17 protein-coding genes are annotated in these 19,705 nt (G+C 63.4%); 7 read left to right on the top strand and 10 right to left on the bottom strand.

The genetic code is table 11. The annotated features are described in order from the left end of the window. Window positions 1–57: 57 nt before the first annotated feature. Window positions 58–459: a DUF2177 family protein gene (locus ACGYK4_RS14410; protein WP_394457116.1), complete on the top strand. Its 402-nt coding sequence runs from the start codon at window positions 58–60 to the stop codon at window positions 457–459. Here the strand turns inward: ACGYK4_RS14410 and ACGYK4_RS14405 are convergent. Both ACGYK4_RS14405 and ACGYK4_RS14400 read right to left on the bottom strand, forming a co-directional pair. After that, the gene (locus ACGYK4_RS14405; RefSeq protein WP_394457115.1) at window positions 456–1,022 is read right to left on the bottom strand and encodes a pseudouridine synthase; all 567 of its coding nucleotides are present in this window, start codon (window positions 1,020–1,022) and stop codon (window positions 456–458) included. The two genes, ACGYK4_RS14410 and ACGYK4_RS14405, sit on opposite strands and share 4 nt — an antisense overlap. Further along, window positions 1,019–3,487 (bottom strand): penicillin acylase family protein, encoded by a 2,469-nt coding sequence (locus tag ACGYK4_RS14400; RefSeq protein ID WP_394457113.1) that lies wholly within the window; start codon window positions 3,485–3,487, stop codon window positions 1,019–1,021. Before ACGYK4_RS14400 ends, ACGYK4_RS14405 begins: the two co-directional genes overlap by 4 nt. A 96-nt stretch (window positions 3,488–3,583) precedes the next feature. Here ACGYK4_RS14400 and ACGYK4_RS14395 point away from each other — a divergent pair, with 96 nt between their 5' ends. Then, complete coding sequence (locus ACGYK4_RS14395; protein ID WP_394457111.1) at window positions 3,584–4,456, top strand: NAD(P)-dependent oxidoreductase; 873 nt, start codon at window positions 3,584–3,586, stop codon at window positions 4,454–4,456. Between the two features lie 87 nt (window positions 4,457–4,543). On the opposite strand, the gene ACGYK4_RS14390 is transcribed toward ACGYK4_RS14395, so the two are convergent. Beyond that, window positions 4,544–5,110, bottom strand: a complete 567-nt coding sequence (locus ACGYK4_RS14390; RefSeq protein ID WP_271693665.1) for a YSC84-related protein — start codon at window positions 5,108–5,110, stop codon at window positions 4,544–4,546. Between the two features lie 126 nt (window positions 5,111–5,236). Further along, complete coding sequence (hemB, locus tag ACGYK4_RS14385) at window positions 5,237–6,241, bottom strand: porphobilinogen synthase (RefSeq protein ID WP_394457110.1); 1,005 nt, start codon at window positions 6,239–6,241, stop codon at window positions 5,237–5,239. 119 nt (window positions 6,242–6,360) lie between these two features. On the opposite strand from hemB, the gene ACGYK4_RS14380 reads away from it, so the two are divergent. Further along, a complete protein-coding gene (locus ACGYK4_RS14380) occupies window positions 6,361–6,888 on the top strand; it encodes a component of SufBCD complex (protein WP_136720314.1) in 528 nt (175 codons plus the stop codon). A 31-nt stretch (window positions 6,889–6,919) separates the two neighbouring features. Next, window positions 6,920–10,390 (top strand): transcription-repair coupling factor, encoded by a 3,471-nt coding sequence (gene mfd, locus ACGYK4_RS14375; protein WP_394457108.1) that lies wholly within the window; start codon window positions 6,920–6,922, stop codon window positions 10,388–10,390. Window positions 10,391–10,409: 19 nt separating this feature from the next. Here the strand turns inward: mfd and ACGYK4_RS14370 are convergent, their stop codons facing one another. Further along, window positions 10,410–11,615 carry a multidrug effflux MFS transporter gene (locus tag ACGYK4_RS14370; protein WP_394431176.1) on the bottom strand — a complete coding sequence of 402 codons (1,206 nt, stop codon included), beginning with the start codon at window positions 11,613–11,615 and terminating at the stop codon, window positions 10,410–10,412. A gap of 148 nt (window positions 11,616–11,763) precedes the next feature. Continuing rightward, complete coding sequence (locus tag ACGYK4_RS14365; protein WP_394431105.1) at window positions 11,764–12,408, bottom strand: DsbA family oxidoreductase; 645 nt, start codon at window positions 12,406–12,408, stop codon at window positions 11,764–11,766. Window positions 12,409–12,510: 102 nt separating this feature from the next. On the opposite strand from ACGYK4_RS14365, the gene ACGYK4_RS14360 reads away from it, so the two are divergent. After that, window positions 12,511–13,134 (top strand): helix-turn-helix domain-containing protein, encoded by a 624-nt coding sequence (locus ACGYK4_RS14360; protein ID WP_067262060.1) that lies wholly within the window; start codon window positions 12,511–12,513, stop codon window positions 13,132–13,134. Here ACGYK4_RS14360 and ACGYK4_RS14355 read toward each other — a convergent pair. Then, window positions 13,123–14,853: an extracellular solute-binding protein gene (locus ACGYK4_RS14355; RefSeq protein WP_394457106.1), complete on the bottom strand. Its 1,731-nt coding sequence runs from the start codon at window positions 14,851–14,853 to the stop codon at window positions 13,123–13,125. The genes ACGYK4_RS14360 and ACGYK4_RS14355 overlap by 12 nt on opposite strands. Before the next feature lie 393 nt (window positions 14,854–15,246). On the opposite strand from ACGYK4_RS14355, the gene ACGYK4_RS14350 reads away from it, so the two are divergent. Both ACGYK4_RS14350 and ACGYK4_RS14345 read left to right on the top strand, forming a co-directional pair. Continuing rightward, window positions 15,247–16,032, top strand: coding sequence for a 3-hydroxybutyrate dehydrogenase (locus ACGYK4_RS14350; protein WP_271687368.1), 786 nt, complete (start codon window positions 15,247–15,249; stop codon window positions 16,030–16,032). Window positions 16,033–16,037: 5 nt separating this feature from the next. Then, a complete protein-coding gene (locus tag ACGYK4_RS14345; RefSeq protein ID WP_394457104.1) occupies window positions 16,038–17,072 on the top strand; it encodes a patatin-like phospholipase family protein in 1,035 nt (344 codons plus the stop codon). Here ACGYK4_RS14345 and ACGYK4_RS14340 read toward each other — a convergent pair. From ACGYK4_RS14340 to ACGYK4_RS14330, 3 genes are all read right to left on the bottom strand, one after another. Continuing rightward, complete coding sequence (locus ACGYK4_RS14340) at window positions 17,052–17,804, bottom strand: DUF502 domain-containing protein (protein WP_067262054.1); 753 nt, start codon at window positions 17,802–17,804, stop codon at window positions 17,052–17,054. The two genes, ACGYK4_RS14345 and ACGYK4_RS14340, sit on opposite strands and share 21 nt — an antisense overlap. A gap of 84 nt (window positions 17,805–17,888) precedes the next feature. Continuing rightward, window positions 17,889–18,821 (bottom strand): pseudouridine-5'-phosphate glycosidase, encoded by a 933-nt coding sequence (locus ACGYK4_RS14335; protein WP_067262052.1) that lies wholly within the window; start codon window positions 18,819–18,821, stop codon window positions 17,889–17,891. Continuing rightward, entirely contained in the window at window positions 18,818–19,702 is an 885-nt protein-coding gene (locus ACGYK4_RS14330; protein WP_067262050.1) for a PfkB family carbohydrate kinase, read from the bottom strand. The genes ACGYK4_RS14335 and ACGYK4_RS14330 overlap by 4 nt, the downstream gene beginning before the upstream one ends. Between the last annotated feature and the right edge of the window lie 3 nt (window positions 19,703–19,705).

The following is a 19,705-nucleotide window of genomic DNA, read 5'->3' as shown; positions in this document are numbered from 1 at the left end:
TCGAATTCCGCGCGTCGCGCCGCATATGGTCCTATGACCAGAAACGGAGCGCGCCACATGACCCTCGTTATCCTCTACCTCTCAACCGTCGTCATCTTTCTCGGGCTGGACTATCTCGGGCTGACCTACCTCATCAAACCTGCGTTCGAGCGTGATATCGGCAACTGGCTGTTGGATGAATTCCGCATGGCCCCGGCGCTGATCTTCTACGCCTTCTTCGTGGCCGTGGTGCTGTGGTTCGTGTCTTGGCCCGCGATGGTGCAGGGTCATTCGCTGCTCTGGGTCTTTGGCAATGCGTTGCTGATCGGGGCGATGGGCTATGGCACCTATGAGTTCACCAATTTGGCGACGCTCAAGGATTGGACATGGGCCATGGTCGCGCGCGACTTCACTTGGGGCTCGGTCCTGACCGGGACGGCGGCGACGGCGGGTGTGGCGATCACCCGCGCCTTTACCTAACGGCCCGTTTCGGTCGACCAGCGCCAAGCGCCGGGTTGCAGCCCGGCCAGCGTCCAGTCGCCCACGCTTTCGCGGATCAGCCGCAGGGTGGGCAGGCCGACATGGGCCGTCATGCGCCGCACTTGCCGGTTGCGCCCCTCGCGGATGGTGATGCGCAGCCAAGCGTCGGGCACCGTCTTGCGAAAACGCACCGGCGGGTCGCGGGGCCAAAGCGGATCGGGCGCGTCGATCTGATCCACTTGGGCGGGTTTCGTGAGACCGTCCTTCAGTTCGACACCTTTACGCAGCGCGTCGAGCGCCGCGGCATCCGGCGTGCCTTCGACCTGCACCACATAGCTCTTGGGCCGTTTGTATTTGGGATGCGCAATGCGAGCCTGAAGCGGGCCGTGGTCGGTCAGCACCAAAAGCCCTTCGCTGTCGCGGTCGAGCCGCCCTGCAGGATAAAACCCCTTTTCATTGACATAGGCCGAGAGGGTGGGCCGCGTGCTGCCTTCGGTGCCTTTGTCGGTGAATTGCGACAGCACGCCATAGGGTTTGTTCAGCAAGATCACGCGGGCGGTCATTGGGCAGGCTCCAATCGGGTCACGCCCACGGCGGCGGCGCGGGCCAGTTCGGCGTCCAGCGACATCGGGATATATTCGCCCCGCCGCCAGAGTTGCGCCATATCATCGTAATGGCGCGACAGGAAATGCCCCGATTGCCCGGTAGAGGTGACAAAGACCGAACTGTCGGGATCGGCAAAATCGTAAACGCCGCGATAGCCCGCGCCGTGCACGTTAAAGAAGGGGTCTTTGCCAGTGCCGCGTGTCAGGCCGCGTTGCAGGGTATTGTCCCCGCCCGAGGTCGACTGCCGGATGTTCACGAAGTAGCGCAAAAGCGGCACCTCGCCCAGCACGGGGTGATCATGGGTCGCCTGATGCGCGTCACCCCAGCGGAGCGATTCAAGCTGCGTGCCCCATGTCTCGTTGATCCACAAAAGCGCGTCGTCGAGCGCCAGCCGGGCCATGTCGTGGCAGGTCTCCACCGGGGCGGATTGGCGCACGTCGCACCATTTCGCGGCCCCCTGCACATCGCGAAAGGCACGTTCGATGAAGAGCGGCTGGATATGGGTGAACTCTTCGGCCAGCGGTCCTAATTCGTCGCGGATCAGCCGGTCCTGCAAGGCGCGGATCCACGCGGCATAGATCAGCGGCTCGGGCAGGTGTTCGTTCATCTCACCCGACCAACCGGCGAGCAGGTCAAGCGCGCGCTGGCGCTGGCGCTCCGGCGTGCCGTCCGGTGCGGCCTCTCCGGTGAACCACAGCTCGGCGCCGATGAGCGGCAGCAGCGACCGGGCCGTGGGGCTGACGGTATCAAGCTGCGCTTCGATGAAACTGTCGCGGGTGTGCACCTCGCGGTTCTGCATCAGCCGTTGCCAACGCTGCACCCGCTGCGTGTCGCCCCAGACAAAAGAGACGTGGTTGGGGAAGGGCCGGTCGACCGTTTTGTTGTTGGTATTGCCGAGGATGCCGCCCGCGGGGGCGACGAATTCGGGGTTCGCGGTGTAGGGCAGCATCCCGTCCCAGCGGTTGGCGGCGATCCAACCGGGGCTGGGCATGCGCCCTTGGCTTTGGTGATTGGCATCGCGGCGCGGCATGGCGCCAATGGTCTTCATCGCGATGGTGTCGCGGTCGACCAGCGTGAGGTTCTGCGCGGGCGCCACATAGTCGGTCGCGGCATTGATCGCCTGCTGCACCGATTTCGCGCGCATCACCTTCATCGCGGCGGCAAGTGAGGTGTCCTCTTCGGTAAAGAGGGTCGAGGCGACAGAGGCCACATGCCCTGGCGGGGTGATGCTGCCAAGGTTGTAGTGGCTGCCGGGCAGCACGGGGCCATTGTCGGTCCAGCGCAGGGTGACGGTGATCGGGTCGGCATCGGCGATATTGATGATCGACGCGCGTTTGCGGAACTTCTTGAAGCCATCCGGGGTGCGGTATTCCTCGGCGTTGTCGGGGTTCAGCTCTTCTATATAGACGTCTTGATCGTCGACATAGGCGGTGGTCAGCCCCCAGCCCAGATGGGCGCTGCGGCCCGTAAGCACCACCGGCATCCCCGGAATGGTGCCACCGATTACGCCGCCGGTCTCAAGCTCCAACCGAGCAAGATACCAGATCGCGGGGGCGGTGAAACCCAAATGCGGGTCATTGGCCAAAAGCGTGCCCCCCGCGGCAGAGCGCGAGGGCGCGGCGGCCCAAGCGTTGGAAGCCCCGGCGAAGGCCTGCCGTTTGAAGGGCGACAGCGGGTGGCGCGCCATCGGCGCTGCGGCGGCGTGGCGGCGGGTGACCTCAGGGAAGAGGGCGGCATATTCAGGCAGGGCGGCGACCCCGCTGCCCGGCGCTTCGGGCAGGATATCGCGCAGACGGTCCGGATCGCTCAACTCCAAGGACACACGCGCGCGCAGCACCTCGGCCTCCAGATGGCCCGACATTTGCAGGCCCATGAGCTTGGTGATCGCGAGTGAATCTGCCGGCCGCCAAGGGGCCATGGGCGCATTGAAGAGCCACATCTCGGGCGCACCGCGGCCCAAGGCTTCGGTGTTGATCTGGTCGAGGCGCGCGTTGATCCCGGCGGAATAAGCCTCAAGCGCCGCTTCGGTTTCGGGGTCGAGCTTATCCGCCGCTGCCACGGCAAGCCGGTAGATGTCATAGCGCCGCATCAGTTTGTCGGTGGTGATGGTGGCGGTGCCGAAGACCTCGGACAGCCGCCCCTGCGCGGTGCGGCGCAGGGTGATCAATTGCCACAGCCGGTCTTGGGCATGGGCGAAGCCGAGGCCGAAAAAGACATCCTCATCGCTCTGCCCGAAGATATGCGGCACATTGGCATTGTCGCGCACGATCTCGACCGGGGCGCTGACGCCCGCGACCTCGACCGTATCGTCATAGTCGGGCAGGGACCGCGCGGCGAACCAATAGACCAGCACCAAAACCACGACGCTCAGCGCGACGAGAAACACCGCCAATCGAATAAGCCAGCGAAACATCAATGCCATCGGGGGATCCTCGACTGGCGCGCAGATTGACCGGAGCGCGCAGGGTGGTAGGTGTAATGACAGGGAATAACGCAACTGAATGACAAGGAAAAGCACATGGCAAAGCTCGCGTTTTTGGGACTGGGGGTCATGGGGGCTCCGATGGCGGGGCATCTGCAAAAGGCGGGCCACGATGTGACCGTCTACAACCGCACCGAAGCCAAGGCGGACGACTGGGTGAAAACCTATGGCGGCGCCATGGCCAAGACCCCGCGTGCGGCGGCAAAGGATGCGGATTTCGTGATCGCCTGCGTGGGCAATGACGACGATCTGCGCTCGGTCTGTTTGGGGGATGACGGGGCCTTTGGCGGCATGACGGCGGGGGCGATCTTTGTCGATCACACCACCGTTTCGGCGGCTGTGACGCGTGAGCTTTATGCCGCCGCCGATGATGCGCAGGTGAGCTTTGTCGACGCGCCGATCTCGGGCGGTCAGGCGGGCGCGGAAAACGGCCAGCTGTCGATCATGTGCGGCGGCGACGAAGGCGCTTTTGACCGGGCGTTGCCGATCATGGAGGTCTACGCGAAAATCTGCCGCCGCATTGGGGAGAGCGGCGCGGGCCAGATGACCAAGATGTGCAACCAGATCGCCATCGCCGGTCTGGTACAGGGCCTCTCTGAAGCGCTGCATTTCGCCGAGAAGGCGGGCCTTGATGGCCGCGCGGTGGTTGAGGTGATCAGCCAAGGCGCGGCAGGCTCATGGCAGATGGCGAACCGCTATGAGACCATGCTCGACGACAAGTTCGATCATGGCTTCGCGGTGGATTGGATGCGCAAGGATCTGGGCATCTGTCTCGATGCGGCGGACGAGACGGGGGCGAGTCTGCCGGTGACCGCGCTGGTCGATCAGTTCTACAAAGACGTGCAGAAGATGGGCGGCGGGCGTTGGGATACGTCGAGCCTGTTCAAGCGGTTGCAGAACCTCGGGTAACGCGCGACCGGCCGTTTAGCCCATTGCCCCAAACAAAAACGCCCGGCTTAAAGCCGGGCGTTTGCTTTCCGCAGGCGCGGGTGCCCCTTAGGGAATGATCCGCGTGTATTTCGTTCCTTCCAGCGTCGCGCCGATGCGCAGGCCCGCGCGGCCAAAGACCGCCGCCAGAACCGGGGCCATGACGGTGGTGGTATCCGCGCTGACGCTGTCGCCCTTGTCCGAGATCACATATTCCAGACCGGCCCCCGCCGCCCAACCGGGCGAGCTGCGGAATTCGCGCAAGGCAGGTTCGGTCATGAAGAACAGCACATGCGCATATTGCTGCGCGCCGATCTGCAAGCCGCCCGAGGCTTTGGTCACCGAATAATAGTCCACCGTCACGTCGTTCACGCGCAGCGCGCCGCGCCCGTAGGCACCGCCAAAGCCGAGGCCCGCTTCCGTCACCAGCGGCATGACCAACATGCCATTGGCCTTTTCGGCCAATTGCCGGGTGTTGGGATAGCCGCGATACATCTCGGCCAGTGTCGCATCCACGCGTGCGTCGATCATCGCGCTGCCGCGTCCGCCCACGCCATTGCCGCAGGCCGCGGTCGCGCCGAGCGCCGAGAGGGCGCCCAATGTCACGAAGCGCCGGTTATATGTCTGATTGGTCATCTTTTCTGCCTGTATATTCAAGATCGGTTGCCTGCTGCCGGTTTTCCCGACTTATGCGCGAGATTACGCATAATCACGCGGCTTGTCATGTTGATTGGCCCCTTTGCGCAGATTTACGCCCTTAGGTCACGCGCTTTTGAGCAAAAGCCGGGCGACCTCTGGGGCGAAATAGGTCAGCACGCCGTCGCAGCCCGCGCGTTTGAAGGCCAGAAGGCTCTCCATCATCGCGCGTTCGCCGTCGATCCAACCTTGGTCTGCCGCGCCCTTGATCATGCTGTATTCGCCCGAGACCTGATAGGCGAAGGTCGGCGCGCCGAAGGCGTCTTTCACCCGGCGGCAGATATCAAGGTAGGGCATTCCCGGCTTCACCATGACCATATCCGCCCCTTCCGAGAGGTCGCGCGCCACCAGCCGCAGCGCCTCGTCACTATTGGCGGGATCCATCTGATAGGTCTTCTTGTCGCCGGTCAGCGCCGCAGAGGCGCCAACTGCGTCGCGAAAGGGGCCATAGAAGGCGCTGGCGTATTTGGCGGCGTAGCTCAGGATCATCACATCTTGATGCCCTGCCTCTTCGAGACCTGCGCGGATCGCGCCGATGCGCCCGTCCATCATATCCGAAGGGCCGATGATATCCGCCCCTGCTTCGGCCTGCGCCAGCGCCATCTTGACCAGCGCCTCGACCGTGCGGTCGTTCACGATGATGCCGTCTTCGACGAAACCGTCATGGCCGTTGATGTTATAGGTATCGAGCGCCACATCGGTCATCACCACCATGTCCGGCACCGCCTCTCTGATCGCGGCGATGGCGCGGTTGGTGGCGTTCTGCGGATCCCATGCGCGGGCGCAATCCTCGGTCCGGTCCTCGGGCCCGGTATAGGGAAAGACGCAGACCGTGCCGATGCCCAGATCCGCCGCCGCGCGCACCGCCGGGACCAGCATGTCGACCGACCGGCGCATGACACCGGGCATTGAGGGGATCGGCTCTTCCACGCCCTCGCCTTCGCGCACGAAAACCGGCCAGATCAGATCGCCCAAGTGCAGGTCATTCTCGCGCACCAGCGCGCGGATACCGGCATTGGCACGGGTGCGGCGCAGGCGTGTGGCGGGGAAGGGGGCGTGGACGGGTTGCATCAATTATACCTCAGAATGGCTTGGCAAGGGCTTGCCATGTATTTTTGAACGCCTCAACCCTATGAATTGTCGCGCCGGACCGCTAAGAGATCCGAACTCAATATTCGGACGAGCACGCCTTGGACTGGTATCAAACCCTTTTCGAAATGATCGACATGCGCTCTTTCTCGAACCTTTGGTTCTGGATCGCGCTGGCTGTGATGTGGTCAACGGCAAGCCACTGGGTGCTCGGCGTGCCCTTCGACATGGTCCTGCGCGCCCGCCGCTATGGCGGAGAGGCCGAGGCCGATCTGGAAGACATCGTGCGGATCAACGTGAACCGAATGCTCTATATCTCGCAGGTCTCTGGGCTGTGGCTCTTGGGGCTGGGGTTCTTCGCGCTGACCTCTCTGGTGCTCTTGGGGTTCGTCTATGGCATCGAATTCGCCCAAGCCTTGCTGCTCTTGGGCTTTCCCATGTCGCTGGTGGGGCTTTTGAGCCTGTCGACAGCGCGGCTCATTCGCATCGAAGGGTCGACCGGTGAGGTGCTGCGGCGGCGATTGATGCGGCACCGGCTTTACACCCAGATCATCGGCATGGTCTCGATCTTCGTGACCGCGCTTTGGGGAATGTATCAAAATCTAAGCATCGGCCCGCTGGCGGGTTGACAGCCCCCCTCCGAGGGCCAATTGAGACCCGATGAACGATCCGCGCAATATCACCCTCTCCGGCGTTCCCGAAGGCTATGATGCCCGCGCCATCCTCGATGAAATCGCCAAGGGCGGCCAGCCGGTGGTCCATGTGGCGCGCGATGACAAACGCATGGCGGCGATGCAGGCTGCCTTACGCTTCTACGCCCCCGACATGCCGGTCGTCACCTTCCCGGGGTGGGATTGTCTGCCCTATGACCGGGTGTCGCCCAACGCCGATATTTCGGCCCGGCGGATGGCGACGCTGGCGGCGCTAGTGCATGGGATGCCCGATCAGTTCGTCCTGCTGACGACCTTGAACGCGGCCAGCCAACGCATCCCCGCCCGCGACACCCTGCGGGACGCGGCCTTTGCCGCCCGCGTGGGCAGCCGGATCGACGAAAAGGCGCTGCGCGCGTTTCTGGTGCGCATGGGCTTTGTGCAAAGCCCCACGGTGATGGAGCCGGGCGATTACGCGGTGCGCGGCGGGATCATCGACATTTACCCGCCCGGCGATCTTGGCCCGGTGCGGCTTGATCTCTTCGGCGACGTGCTGGATGGCGCGCGACGGTTTGATCCGGCGACGCAGCGGACCACAGAAAAACTCGATCTGGTCGAGCTTGCCCCGGTGAGCGAGGTCATCCTCGACGAGGCAGCGATCACCCGGTTCCGGCAGAACTACCGCATCGAATTCGGCGCCGCGGGCACCGATGATCCGCTTTACGAGGCGATCAGCGCGGGCCGCAAACATCAGGGCGCGGAACATTGGCTGGCGTTCTTTCACGACGCTCTGGAAACGCTTTTTGATTATCTGCCCAAGGCGACGGTCACTCTGGACGATCAACTGACCCCGATGCGGATTGCGCGGTGGGAAACCATCGAAGACCAGTATGAGACCCGCAAATTGGCGATGAAGACGCGCTCGAAGATGGACAGCGTGTACAAACCGGCCCCACCTGAGGGGCTGTACCTGACCGATGAGGCCTGGACCCAAGCGCTGCTGGATCATCAGGTGATCCAGTTCAATCCGCTGCCGCAGCCCACGGGGCCGGGGGTGCTGGATGCAGGCGCGCGGCTCGGGCGCAATTTCGCCCCTGAGCGTCAGCAGGAATCCGTAAGTCTTTTCGGTGCTTTGGCCGCGCATATTAAAGCAAAGCTTGAAGTTGGGCCGGTGCTAATCGCCAGCTATTCCGAAGGCGCGCGGGAGCGCCTGACCGGGCTGATCGAAGACGAAGGTCTGGCCGAGGCGATCCCGGTGATGGATGCCACCCGCATCGGCAAGCGCGGGCTGCATCTGGCGGTTTGGGCGCTGGAGCATGGGTTCGAAGCGCCGGGGATGACGGTGATCTCAGAACAGGACGTGCTGGGCGACCGTCTGATCCGTGCGCCAAAACGCAAGCGCCGGGCCGAGAACTTCCTGACCGAGGCGCAAAGCCTCAGCCCCGGCGATCTGGTGGTTCATGTCGACCACGGCATCGGCCGCTACCACGGGCTGGAAGTGGTCACCGCCGCGGGGGCTGCCCATGAATGTCTCGTGCTGGAATATGCCGAACAGTCAAAGCTTTACCTGCCGGTGGAGAACATTGAACTGCTGTCGCGCTATGGCCACGAGGAAGGGCTGCTCGACAAGCTCGGCGGCGGGGCCTGGCAGAGCAAGAAGGCCAAGCTCAAGGAACGCATCCGCGAAATGGCCGACAAGCTCATCCGCATTGCGGCGGAGCGCGCGCTGCGCCGCGCCCCCGTGCTCGACCCGCCGCCGGGCATGTGGGACGCCTTCTCGGCCCGGTTCCCCTATACCGAGACCGACGACCAGTTGCGCGCCATCGGCGATGTGATCGACGATCTGACCTCCGGCAACCCGATGGACCGTCTGGTCTGCGGGGACGTGGGCTTTGGGAAGACCGAGGTGGCGATGCGCGCGGCCTTCGTCGCGGCCATGTCGGGCGTGCAGGTCGCGGTGATCGCGCCGACGACCCTGCTCGCGCGGCAGCACTACAAGAGCTTCGCGGAACGCTTCCGCGGCTTCCCGATCAACGTGCGGCAACTCAGCCGTTTCGTCTCGGCCAAAGAGGCGGCGGCGACGCGTGAGGGGATGGCCAAGGGCACGGTCGATATCGTGATCGGCACCCATGCGCTGCTGGCAAAGGGGATTCGTTTCAACGACCTCGGCCTTTTGATTATTGATGAAGAACAACACTTTGGCGTCACCCATAAGGAGCGGTTGAAGGCGCTGCGCACGGACATCCATGTGCTGACCCTCACCGCCACGCCGATCCCGCGCACCCTGCAACTGTCGCTGACGGGCGTGCGCGATCTGTCGATCATCGGCACGCCACCCGTGGACCGTCTGTCGATCCGCACCTATGTCAGCGAGTTCGACGCGGTAACCATCCGCGAGGCGCTCCTGCGCGAGCATTACCGCGGCGGGCAGAGCTTCTATGTCGTGCCGCGTGTCAGCGACCTGCGCGAGATCGAGGAGTTTTTGAAGGCGCAGCTGCCCGAGCTTTCTTACGTCGTCGCCCACGGCCAGATGGCGCCGGGAGAGCTCGACGACCGGATGAACTCTTTCTACGACGGCAAGTTCGACATTCTGTTGGCCACGACCATCGTGGAATCCGGCCTCGACATTCCCACCGCCAACACGATGATCGTGCACCGCGCGGATATGTTCGGGCTGGCGCAGCTTTATCAGATCCGGGGCCGGGTGGGGCGCTCAAAAACGCGCGCCTATGCCTATCTCACGACCAAGCCACGCGCGAAGCTGACCGACACGGCCCAGAAACGCCTGCGGGTGCTGGGCAGCCTCGACACGCTTGGCGCGGGCTTCACGCTGGCCTCCCAAGACCTCGACATTCGCGGCGCGGGCAACCTGCTGGGCGAAGAACAGTCCGGCCAGATGCGCGACGTGGGTTTCGAGCTTTATCAGTCCATGCTGGAAGAGGCGATTGCCAAGATCAAGGCGGGCGAACTTGAGGGGCTGTCGGAGGCCGACGAGCAATGGGCGCCGCAGATCAACCTTGGCGTGCCGGTGCTGATTCCCGAGGACTATGTGCCCGATCTCGACGTGCGGCTTGGCCTCTATCGCCGCCTGAGCGAGCTATCGACCAAGGTAGAGCTGGAAGGCTTCGCCGCCGAGTTGATCGACCGTTTCGGCAAGCTGCCGAAAGAGGTCAACACCCTGATGCTGGTGGTGCGGATCAAGGCGATGTGCAAGCGCGCCGGGATCGCCAAGCTTGATGGCGGGCCGAAGGGGGCGACGATCCAGTTCCACAACGACAAGTTCGCCTCGCCCGAGGGGTTGGTGAAGTTCATTCAGGATCAGCGCGGTCTGGCCAAAGTGAAGGACAACAAGATCGTCGTGCGCCGGGATTGGAAGACGGATGCCGATAAGATCAAAGGCGCCTTTGCCATCGCACGCGATTTGGCCGAACATGTGATCGCCAAGGAAAAGACCGCGAAAAAGGCCAAGGCGAAGGGCTAAGCCCTTCGAAAGGCAGCGGTTATTCCGCCGCCGCCGGCTGCCGGTTTTCCACCCGCCCCATGTAGAGCATCAGCGCATAGGCCGCGATTGCCATCAGCAGCATGGCCAGCGCCAGCGGCTTGGTCGTGCCGTCGAACATCAACCCCACCGGGGAGGCGATCAGCGCCGCCAGCACGGTGGAAATTGCCCCCACGACCGAAGCCGCCATGCCTGCGATATGGCCCATCGGCTCCATCGCGATGGCGTTGAGGTTGCCCAATGTCAGCCCCGCTTGGAAGAACAGGCAGGTCTGGAAGAACACGAATGCGGCAAAGCCATAAGGGTCGGGCAGGGCGCCGAGGTTTAGGAAATACATGGCTCCCGACAGCAGGATTTGCACGCCCAAGGCGATGGTCACCAGCCGCCGCATGCCGTAGCGCACGACCAGCAGCGCGTTGATCAGGCTGGCGCTGGCCGCCACCACGGCGATGCCGCCGAACCACAGTGGGAAGCTTTCGGCCCGGCCATAGACGGTGTCATAGATCGGCTGGACCAGCATCAGCATCGAGAAGAGCATAGCCATGGCAAGCGACTGCACGAGGATCGACAGGCGCACCGTGGGGTGACTCACCAACTCGCGCACCGCGCCAATGATCAGCCGTGCCCGCAACGGGCGGCGGTCTTCGGGGGCGAGGGTTTCGGGCAGACGCAGGGCCATCCAGATGACCGAGATGAGCGAGAAGGCCATGAAGGCGATGAAGATCGCGCGCCAGCCCGCCGTGAGGATGATCCCCGCGCCCAGCATCGGGGCCAAGGCGGGCACCAGCGCGAAGACCATCATCACCACCGACATGATCCGCGCCATCTCGCGCCCCGCATAGAGGTCACGAATGATCGCCACGGCGACCACACGCGGGCCAGAAGCGCCAAGCCCTTGGAAGATGCGTGCCACGAGCATGACTTCGAGTGAGTTGCTCATCCAAGCGACAAAGGCCGAAAGACAATAGAGCGCCGCCCCGCCGAAGACCACGTTGCGGCGGCCGAATGCATCCGACAGCGCGCCGCTAAAGAATGTGCCCAGCCCCATGCCGAGCACGAAGGCTGTCAGGATCAACGGGGCGCGGTGGGCGATCTCGGGTGAGAGTTCCGCCGCGATCTCGGGCAGGGCGGGCAGCATCGCGTCGATGGAAAAGGCGATGGTGGCGATCATCATCGCGATAAGGCCGACGAATTCGATCCGCCCCATGGAGAATTTTGGATTTTCGGTGGTCACGAAGGCGCACTCCGGCGATTGTCCCGAACGGCGGATCCGCTTGGGCAGGCTTCAGGGAATAACTTGTGGTTGCGGTCTCGATAGTCGAGAACGCTTAACTTGGCAATGATTGCCGCCCTGTTCAGCTCTGTTGATTGGTCAGATCGGCAATGACCTGCGCCCATAGCTCGGGCGGCTGCGCGCCGGGGACGGCATGGGTGTTGGCAACGATGAAGGTCGGCACCGAGTTCACGCCCATCTTGCGGCTATGGGCATCACGGTCGCGGATGTCCTGCGCGTCGACATCGGATTTCAGCAGCCGGGTGACCACGGCGGCGTCCATCTCGATACTATCGGCGATGTCGGCCAGCACTTCGTGGTTACCAATGTCGCGGGCATCGACGAAATAGGCTTTGAAAAGGGCAGAGACGGCTGCGGTCTGGCGCCCTTCGATCCCGGCCCAGTGGATCAGACGGTGCGCATCCAGCGTGTTGGGCGTGCGCTGCATGGCCTCGAAGTTGATCTTCAACCCGGCCTTCTCGGCATGTTCAACCACAGGCGCATAGGCGCGCACGGCGCCTTCCTTGCCGCCGAACTTGCGTTCAAGATAGCTGCGGCGGTCCATGCCCTCGCGCGGCATGTCGGGGTTGAGCTGGAACGGGTGCCATTCGATGGCAAAGGGGTGGTCGGGGTGGTCTTGCAAAGCGCGGTCCAGATGCGCCTTGCCGATATAGCACCACGGGCAGATCGGGTCTGACATGATATCGAGTTTGATCGCTTCGGCCATGATGCGCCCCATCTATTGCTGCGCAATGGGCATAGCGGGCCGGGGCCGGTATCGCAAGCGGGCAGCGTTGCAAGCGCCCCGAGGCACGGCTATAGCAGGTCCATGACAGATACGCCGCCCCGTTCCCTGATCCAGATCGCCCGCGAAAGCGGCGCGAGCGAGACCGCCCCGCCGGTCGACCTTGGCGCAAGGGTGCGCGAGCTGCGCAAGGCGCGCAATTGGACGCTGGAACAGGCCGCGCGGCAGGCGGGGCTGGCGCGCTCTACGCTGAGCAAGATCGAAAACGGGCTGATGTCGCCCACCTATGACGCGCTGAAAAAGCTTGCCGTGGGGTTGGAGATCACCGTGCCGCAGCTTTTCACCCCGCCTGCGGGGGAGAAGATCACCGGCCGCATGGCCGTGACCCGCGCCGAGGAAGGTGCGCCCAAGGCCACCGGCACCTATGAGCACGTGCTGCTGGCCGACGCGTTGCGCAAGAAGCAGATGCTGCCCTACCGCGCCCGCATTCGCGCCCGCCGGATGGAGGAGTTCGACGGCTGGGTGCGCCATGACGGGGAGGAGTTCCTCTATGTGCTGACCGGCATGGTGCGGCTTTTCACCGAGTTTTACGAACCCGTCGACATGCGCCGCGGCGATAGCGCCTATTACGACGCCACCATGGGACATAACGTTGTCTCGCTCAGCGATGAGGATGCGACGATCCTCTGGGTGACCTCACTGGTCTGACCCCTCCGCCGGTTGCCACCACCAAACCTCGGGCATGAAGTTCGGCCCGTCGCCGTAGAGCGGGATCGTCTCGGGGTAGGCCATGCGCGCGTCATGGGCGATCAGCCCTTCGTCGAACTGCCAGAAGGGGATGACATAGCGCCCCGCCGTCAGGATGCGGTCAAGCGCGCGGGTCGCGGCAACGAAATCAGCCGTTTCGCGGGCCTGCAACATCCTGTCGATCATCGCATCCACCGCCGGAGAGCGCACGCCCATGAGGTTGCGTGTGCCGGGCAGATCGGCGGCCTCCGACCCCCAGTAGAAACGCTGCTCCGTACCGGGGCTGAGCGACAGGGCGCGGCGGAAGGTCGTCATGTCGAAATCATAGCTGTTCTGCCGTGCAACGAATTGCGCATCATCTACGGTTTCGATCTCGGCGTTGATGCCAAGGCGCTTGAGGGCCTGCGTGTAAAGCTCTGCAATCGCTAGGTTTTCACGGCTCCCCTTGGACAGAAGGATGGTAAAGGTCAGCGGTGTGCCGTCGCCCCGGCGCATGACGCCACCTTCGGCCTCATAGCCTGCGGCATTCAACTGCTGCATCGCGGCGCGGATGCCCGCACGGTTGCGGGCAGAGCCATCGGCCACCGGCAGCCGATAGCCATCCACCGTGCCGGGCGGCAGTGTGTCGGCGTAATCGGCCAGCAGATCGAAAACCCGCCCCGACGCCGGACCGTCGCGCATGGCAAGGTCGGAGTTCGAGAAATAAGAGGTGATCCGGGGCAGGGTGCCGCCGGTAAGCGTCTCGTTGATATACTCGAAATTGAAGGCCGAGATCAGCGCGTCGCGCACCCGCCAATCGTCGAAAGGCGCGCGGCGGGCGTTCATGACAAAACCGGTCATGCCCGAAGGTTTGCTATGCGGAAAGCTCGATTTCACCACGTCGCCGCGGGTGATCGCGGGGAAGTCGTATTGCGTGGCCCAAGTCTCGGCGTTGAATTCGCGCACGGCTGAGATTTGACCGGCCTTGAAGGCTTCGAAGAGCACATTGGCATCGCCGTAAAAGTCGATCTTTACCTCATCGTAGTTATGCGTGCCTTGGCGAAAGGGCACCTTTGCGCCCCAGTAATCTGGGTTGCGAGTCAGCGTGACATGGCGGCCCGCTTGATAGTCGGTGATGGTATAGGGGCCGCTGCCCAAAGGGATTTCGGACAGGGGGGCATTGGCAAAGTCCTGCCCCTCCCATTGCGCCTTGCTCAGGATGGGGCGCATCCCGGCGAGCAGGGCAAGCTCGCGGTTGTCGCTGTTAAAAGTCATGCGCAGGCTGCGCGGGCCGGTCTGTTCGATGCTGTCGATCTGCTGGCGTAGCCCGTGGTAGCGGGGATGGCCTTCGGTGCCGAGCAAATCGAAGGAAAAGATCACATCCTCGACGGTGACGGGCGTGCCATCGGAAAACCGCGCCTCCTCGCGCAGGGTGAATTCCACCCAAGAGCGGTCCTCGGGCACCTCGATCGTCTCGGCCAGCAGGCCGTAAAGCGCGAAGGGTTCATCCCAGGACCGCCCCATCAAGGTCTCATGGGTGAAATGCGGCAACTGCCAAGGCGCGGTGCCCTTGCGAACGAAGGGGTTGAGGCTGTCGAATCCCCCGGTATTGCCCAGAACGATCTCACCCCCCTTGGGGGCTTCGGGGTTCACGTAAGGGAGGGCGTCAAAATCGGCCGGTAGAGCAGGGTCGCCATACATGGCGATTCCATGTTGCGGGGCAGCCCATGCCGCCCCCGAGAGCAGAATCAGTGAAGAAAGGGCCGCAACGCCCCGTGCTTTCGAGAAAAAATCCCGGCTCATTTTTGAAACAATCACGTTCTGCCCTTATTTTGCTGGAGTTATTCCATACCCGCGGATTCTCGCCTTATCAAACTTTTAGCTTGGATTGTGAGCGTGAAAGGCGTATACAGAGGTCACTGCTCGATAGGTTTCTTGCCTGTATGAAACCTGCCTCAATAACTTACGCCCGCCTCGCGCGGGCGTTTTTTTTGGCCAATTTTCACCGACCCTTAAGCTCCGTCGCGCAAACCCTTTCCCTTTGGCGCGCGCGCAGTACATGATGCAGGCGCAGCATGAACAAGGAGACGCGCCATGGCTTTCACCATCGACCTGTCCGGCAAGACAGCCGTCATCACGGGATCGAACTCTGGAATCGGACTGGGCATCGCCTGGGAGTTGGCGCGGGCCGGGGCCGATATCGTGTTGAACTCTTTTACCGATGACGAGGCGGATCATGCGCTGGCGCAGGAGATTGCGCAGACATGCAACGTAACGGCCCGCTACATCAAGGCCGACATGTCCAAGGGGGCGGAGTGTCGGCGTTTGATTGCTGAAGCCGGGGTCTGTGACATTCTGGTGAACAACGCTGGCATCCAGCATGTCGCGCCAATCCCTGAGTTTCCGGCCGAGAAATGGGACGCGATCATCGCGATCAACCTGTCGTCGGCCTTTCACACCACCGCCGAGGCTTTGCCGATGATGCGCAAGGCGGGGTGGGGTCGGGTGATCAACATCGCCTCGGCCCATGGTCTGACGGCATCGCCCTATAAATCCGCCTATATCGCCGCGAAACATGGGATCGTCGGCCTCAGCAAGACCACCGCGCTTGAGACGGCGAAAGACCCGATCACCTGCAACGCGATTTGCCCCGGCTATGTGCTGACCCCGATCGTTGAGAAACAGATCCCCGACACCATGAAGGAATACGACATGAGCCGCGAAGAGGTGATCGAACAGGTCATGCTCACGCGGCAGCCGTCGCGCGAATTCGCCACTGTTGAGCAGATGGGCGGCACTGCGACCTTCCTGTGCTCGGATGCAGCCGCCCAGATCACCGGCACGACGATCAGCGTCGATGGCGGCTGGACGGCGTTGTAAGCGCCGTGGCGGTCAAGAAACGCATTAACCTTGCCCTCCAAGGGGGCGGCGCCCATGGCGCTTTCACTTGGGGGGTGCTCGACCGGCTGTTGCAGCAGGACAACCTGGACATCTGCGGGATCTCGGGCACCTCGGCGGGGGCGCTGAACGGCGCGGCCTTGAAATCGGGGGTGATCTCGGGCGGTCGCGAGGGCGCGCGGGAGAATCTCGATTGGCTTTGGTCGCAGGTCTCTGGCATTTCGGACCTGCGGCTGTCGCATTGGCTGGCGCCTTTCGGTTTGGACAAGCTCAGTCAGGCGATGGAATATTCGCTGCCCATGGCGATCTCGGATTCGCTCACGCGGGTCGTGTCGCCCTATGCTTACGGCCCGTTCTATCGCAATCCGCTCGAAGATGTCGTGGCGCGGTTCGACTATGGCAAAGTGGGCGCGCATAAGCCGCCGTTCTTTTTCGTCTGCGCCACACGGGTCCGCAACGGCAAGATCCGGGTGTTTGAGGGGGATGAGATCGGGCCTGATGCTTTGCTCGCCTCGGCCTGTCTGCCGACGATCTTTAAGGCGGTTGAGATTGACGATGCCCAGACCGGCCAGCGCGAGGCGTTTTGGGACGGGGGCTATACCGGCAACCCGGCGCTGTTTCCGCTGTTCCGAGACGATCTGCCCGAAGATATCGTAGTGGTGAACATCAACCCACTTGATCGCGAAGATCTGCCGGTCACGCCGCAGCAAATCCAGAACCGGATTAATGAGATCAGCTTTAATTCCAGCCTCTTGCGCGAGATGCGGGCGATTGAATTCGTCCAGCGCCTGATCGCGGATGGCACCTTGCCAGTGGGGCGGATGAAGCGGGTGCACATGCATATGATCGCCGACGACGCGCTGATGGCGCAGCTATCAGTGGCGACAAAGCTGATGCCCAACCCGGCGGTGATACGGGCGCTGCATGAGGCCGGTTTCGCGGCGGCGGATCGGTTTCTAGAGGAGCACTTTGACGATCTGAACCAGCGCAGCAGCGTCGATCTACCCGCGATGTTCGGCTGAGTTTTCAGGGTCCGACAGCGCCAGCGCCTCGGGTAGATCGGCACCGGGGCGCGGCGGATAGACCAGCCCGGCAGAGATCACCAGTTTCGCCGCGTCTTCGACGCTCATGTCGAGTTCGATCACATCCTCGCGCGGCAGGAACAGCAAGAAGCCCGAAGTGGGGTTCGGCGTGGTCGGCAGGAAGACCGAGAGCATCTCGCCCCCCGCATTGGTGCGGGCCAAGACCTCTCCCTTCGCCTCGGTCGAGATAAACCCAAGCGCCCAGATGCCGCGCCGGGGGTATTCGATCAGGCAGGCGGTCTCAAAGCTCCGCTCGGACTGGGCGAAGATCGTCTCGGAAATCTGTTTGATGCCGGAATAGATCGTCCGCACGACGGGGGTGCGTTCCACCAGACTTTCGGCGAAGCGGATCATCGAACGGCCGATCAGCCCTTTCGCGGCCCAGCCTACCATGACGGTGAAGATCAGAAAGATCACCACCCCAAGTCCGCGCACGTTGAACTGCATCGACGGGTCGAGCCCCAAGAAATCTTGGAGCAGCCGGTCGGGATGGTAGGCTTTAGGCACCAGCGGCAGCACGAAACCGTCGATCCAGCCGACCACGCTCCAGATCAGCCAGATGGTCAGCCCGACAGGCGCAATCACGACCAGACCGGTCAGGAAAGACGCGCGCAGCCTTGCGACAAGGCTGCGCCGAACCTGCGTTGGGTCGGGATCAAAAGGTGTGTTCATCTGCGCCGTTTTCCGAAGAGTTAATCGCAACATAGCTAAGGCGTATGCCCCGGCCCGGCAATGGCTCCTCGGTGTTTTTCGCCTTTAACGCGGCAGGTTGACGAGGTTTGCGGCAATCTTGGCCCCGAGCCGGGCATTGTTGCGCACCAGTGCGATATTGGCGGTGAGCGAACGGCCCTCGGTCAGCTCAAAGATGCGTTGCAGCAAGAAGGGGGTCACGCCCTTGCCGTGGACGCCTTGGGCATCGGCCTCGGACTGGGCCTGCGCGATGATCGGGGCGAGTTCGGCGGCGGGGATTTCCTCTGCCGCGGGGATCGGGTTGGCCACCAACTGGCCACCGGGCAGGCCCATGGCGGCGCGGGTGCGGTGGGCTTTGGCAAGGGCAGCGGCATCATCAAGGCGCAGCGGAGATTGCAGATCCGAGCCCGCGCTCCAGAAGGCGGGGAAGCTGTCTTGGCCCACGGTGATGACCGGCACGCCTTGGGTTTCCAGCACTTCCAGCGTCTTCGGCACGTCGAGGATCGCCTTGGCGCCCGCCGCGATGACGGTGACGGGGGTTTGGGCCAGTTCCATGAGATCGGCGGAGATGTCAAAGCTCTCTTCCGCGCCCTTATGCACGCCACCGATGCCGCCGGTGGCGAAGACTTCGATGCCCGCAAGATTTGCGGCGATCATGGTGGCGGCGACGGTGGTGGCACCTGTCCCGCCGGAGGCGATGCAGACGGCCATATCGGCGCGCGACAGTTTGGCCACGTCCTTGGCCTGGGCCAGATCGCTCAACTGGTCATCGTCCAGACCGATATGCAGCGCGCCGCGGATCACGGCGATGGTGGCAGGCACGGCGCCAGCGTCGCGAATGTCCTGTTCGACCTGCCGCGCCACTTCGAGGTTTTGCGGATAGGGCATGCCATGGGTGATGATGGTGCTTTCCAAGGCCACGATCGGCGCGGCGTTCTCGCGGGCCTTGGCCACCTCGGCGCTGAAGGTCAGGGGCAGGGCGGATGTGGCGGTGGTCATATCTTGGTCTCTCCGGAAACGTAAAGGGCGGCGGCATCGAGTGCTGCCTTGAGGGCGGATTGCGCAACGGCACCGCCAAGTTCAGCGGCCACATGGGCCGCCATGAATGTATCGCCTGCACCCGTGACCCGGGCGACATGCACCTGCGGCGGGGTGAGGGTGATGATCTCGTCGCCTTGGCCCACGGTGGCGGGGTTGCCGCCGTCGGTCACCACGGCACGGCGTGCGCCACGGGCCAGCAGGGCGCGGGCGGCGGTGGGGGAATCGTCAAAACTCGACTGGCAGAGCAGTCCGGCCTCTTCAAGGTTCACATAAAGCGTACCGCGCCCGGCCTTGAGGAAAGGTGTGAGCCGCAGCGCCTTGCCGGGAGAGGCGGGCGCGACGCGCAGGTCGGCTTTTGCCAACAGCGGGCTTTGCGCCATGCGGGCCAGCAGTTCGACGGTCAGGTTGCCGTCCAGCGCCACGGCCCCTTCGTAGGGGCTGGGCAGGCTGCCATCCTCCAGCGGGCGCAGGATCTTGTCGCCTGCAGCCTCCAGCGAATGGGCATCGGCAATCGCGGCGATCAACCCGTTGGACCCTTCGACGGCCATGTAACGGTCGGTCGGCAGATCGTCCGAGCGGTAGACGTGATCGGTGATCAGCCCGCGCAGGGCGCAGGCGGCGATCAACTCATCCCCTTCGGCATCGCGCCCCACGGCGGAAAGCAACGCAGGCGTCAGCCCAAAGCGCGCCAGCGCCATGCCGATGTTCAGGGCCACGCCGCCGGGCAGGCGGGTGATCCGCCCCGGCATGTCAGAGCCTTGGCGCATGGCGTTTTCAGAGCGGCCGATCACGTCCCAAAGGACGGAGCCGATGCAAAGGATGTCAGCTGTCTTGGTCATGCG

It is taken from the genome of Sulfitobacter sp. 1A13368, from assembly GCF_043557275.1.
GTDB lineage: Bacteria > Pseudomonadota > Alphaproteobacteria > Rhodobacterales > Rhodobacteraceae > Sulfitobacter > Sulfitobacter faviae.
The sequence above is the reverse complement of the archived record's forward strand: the minus strand, read 5'-3'. Positions and strand labels throughout refer to the sequence as shown.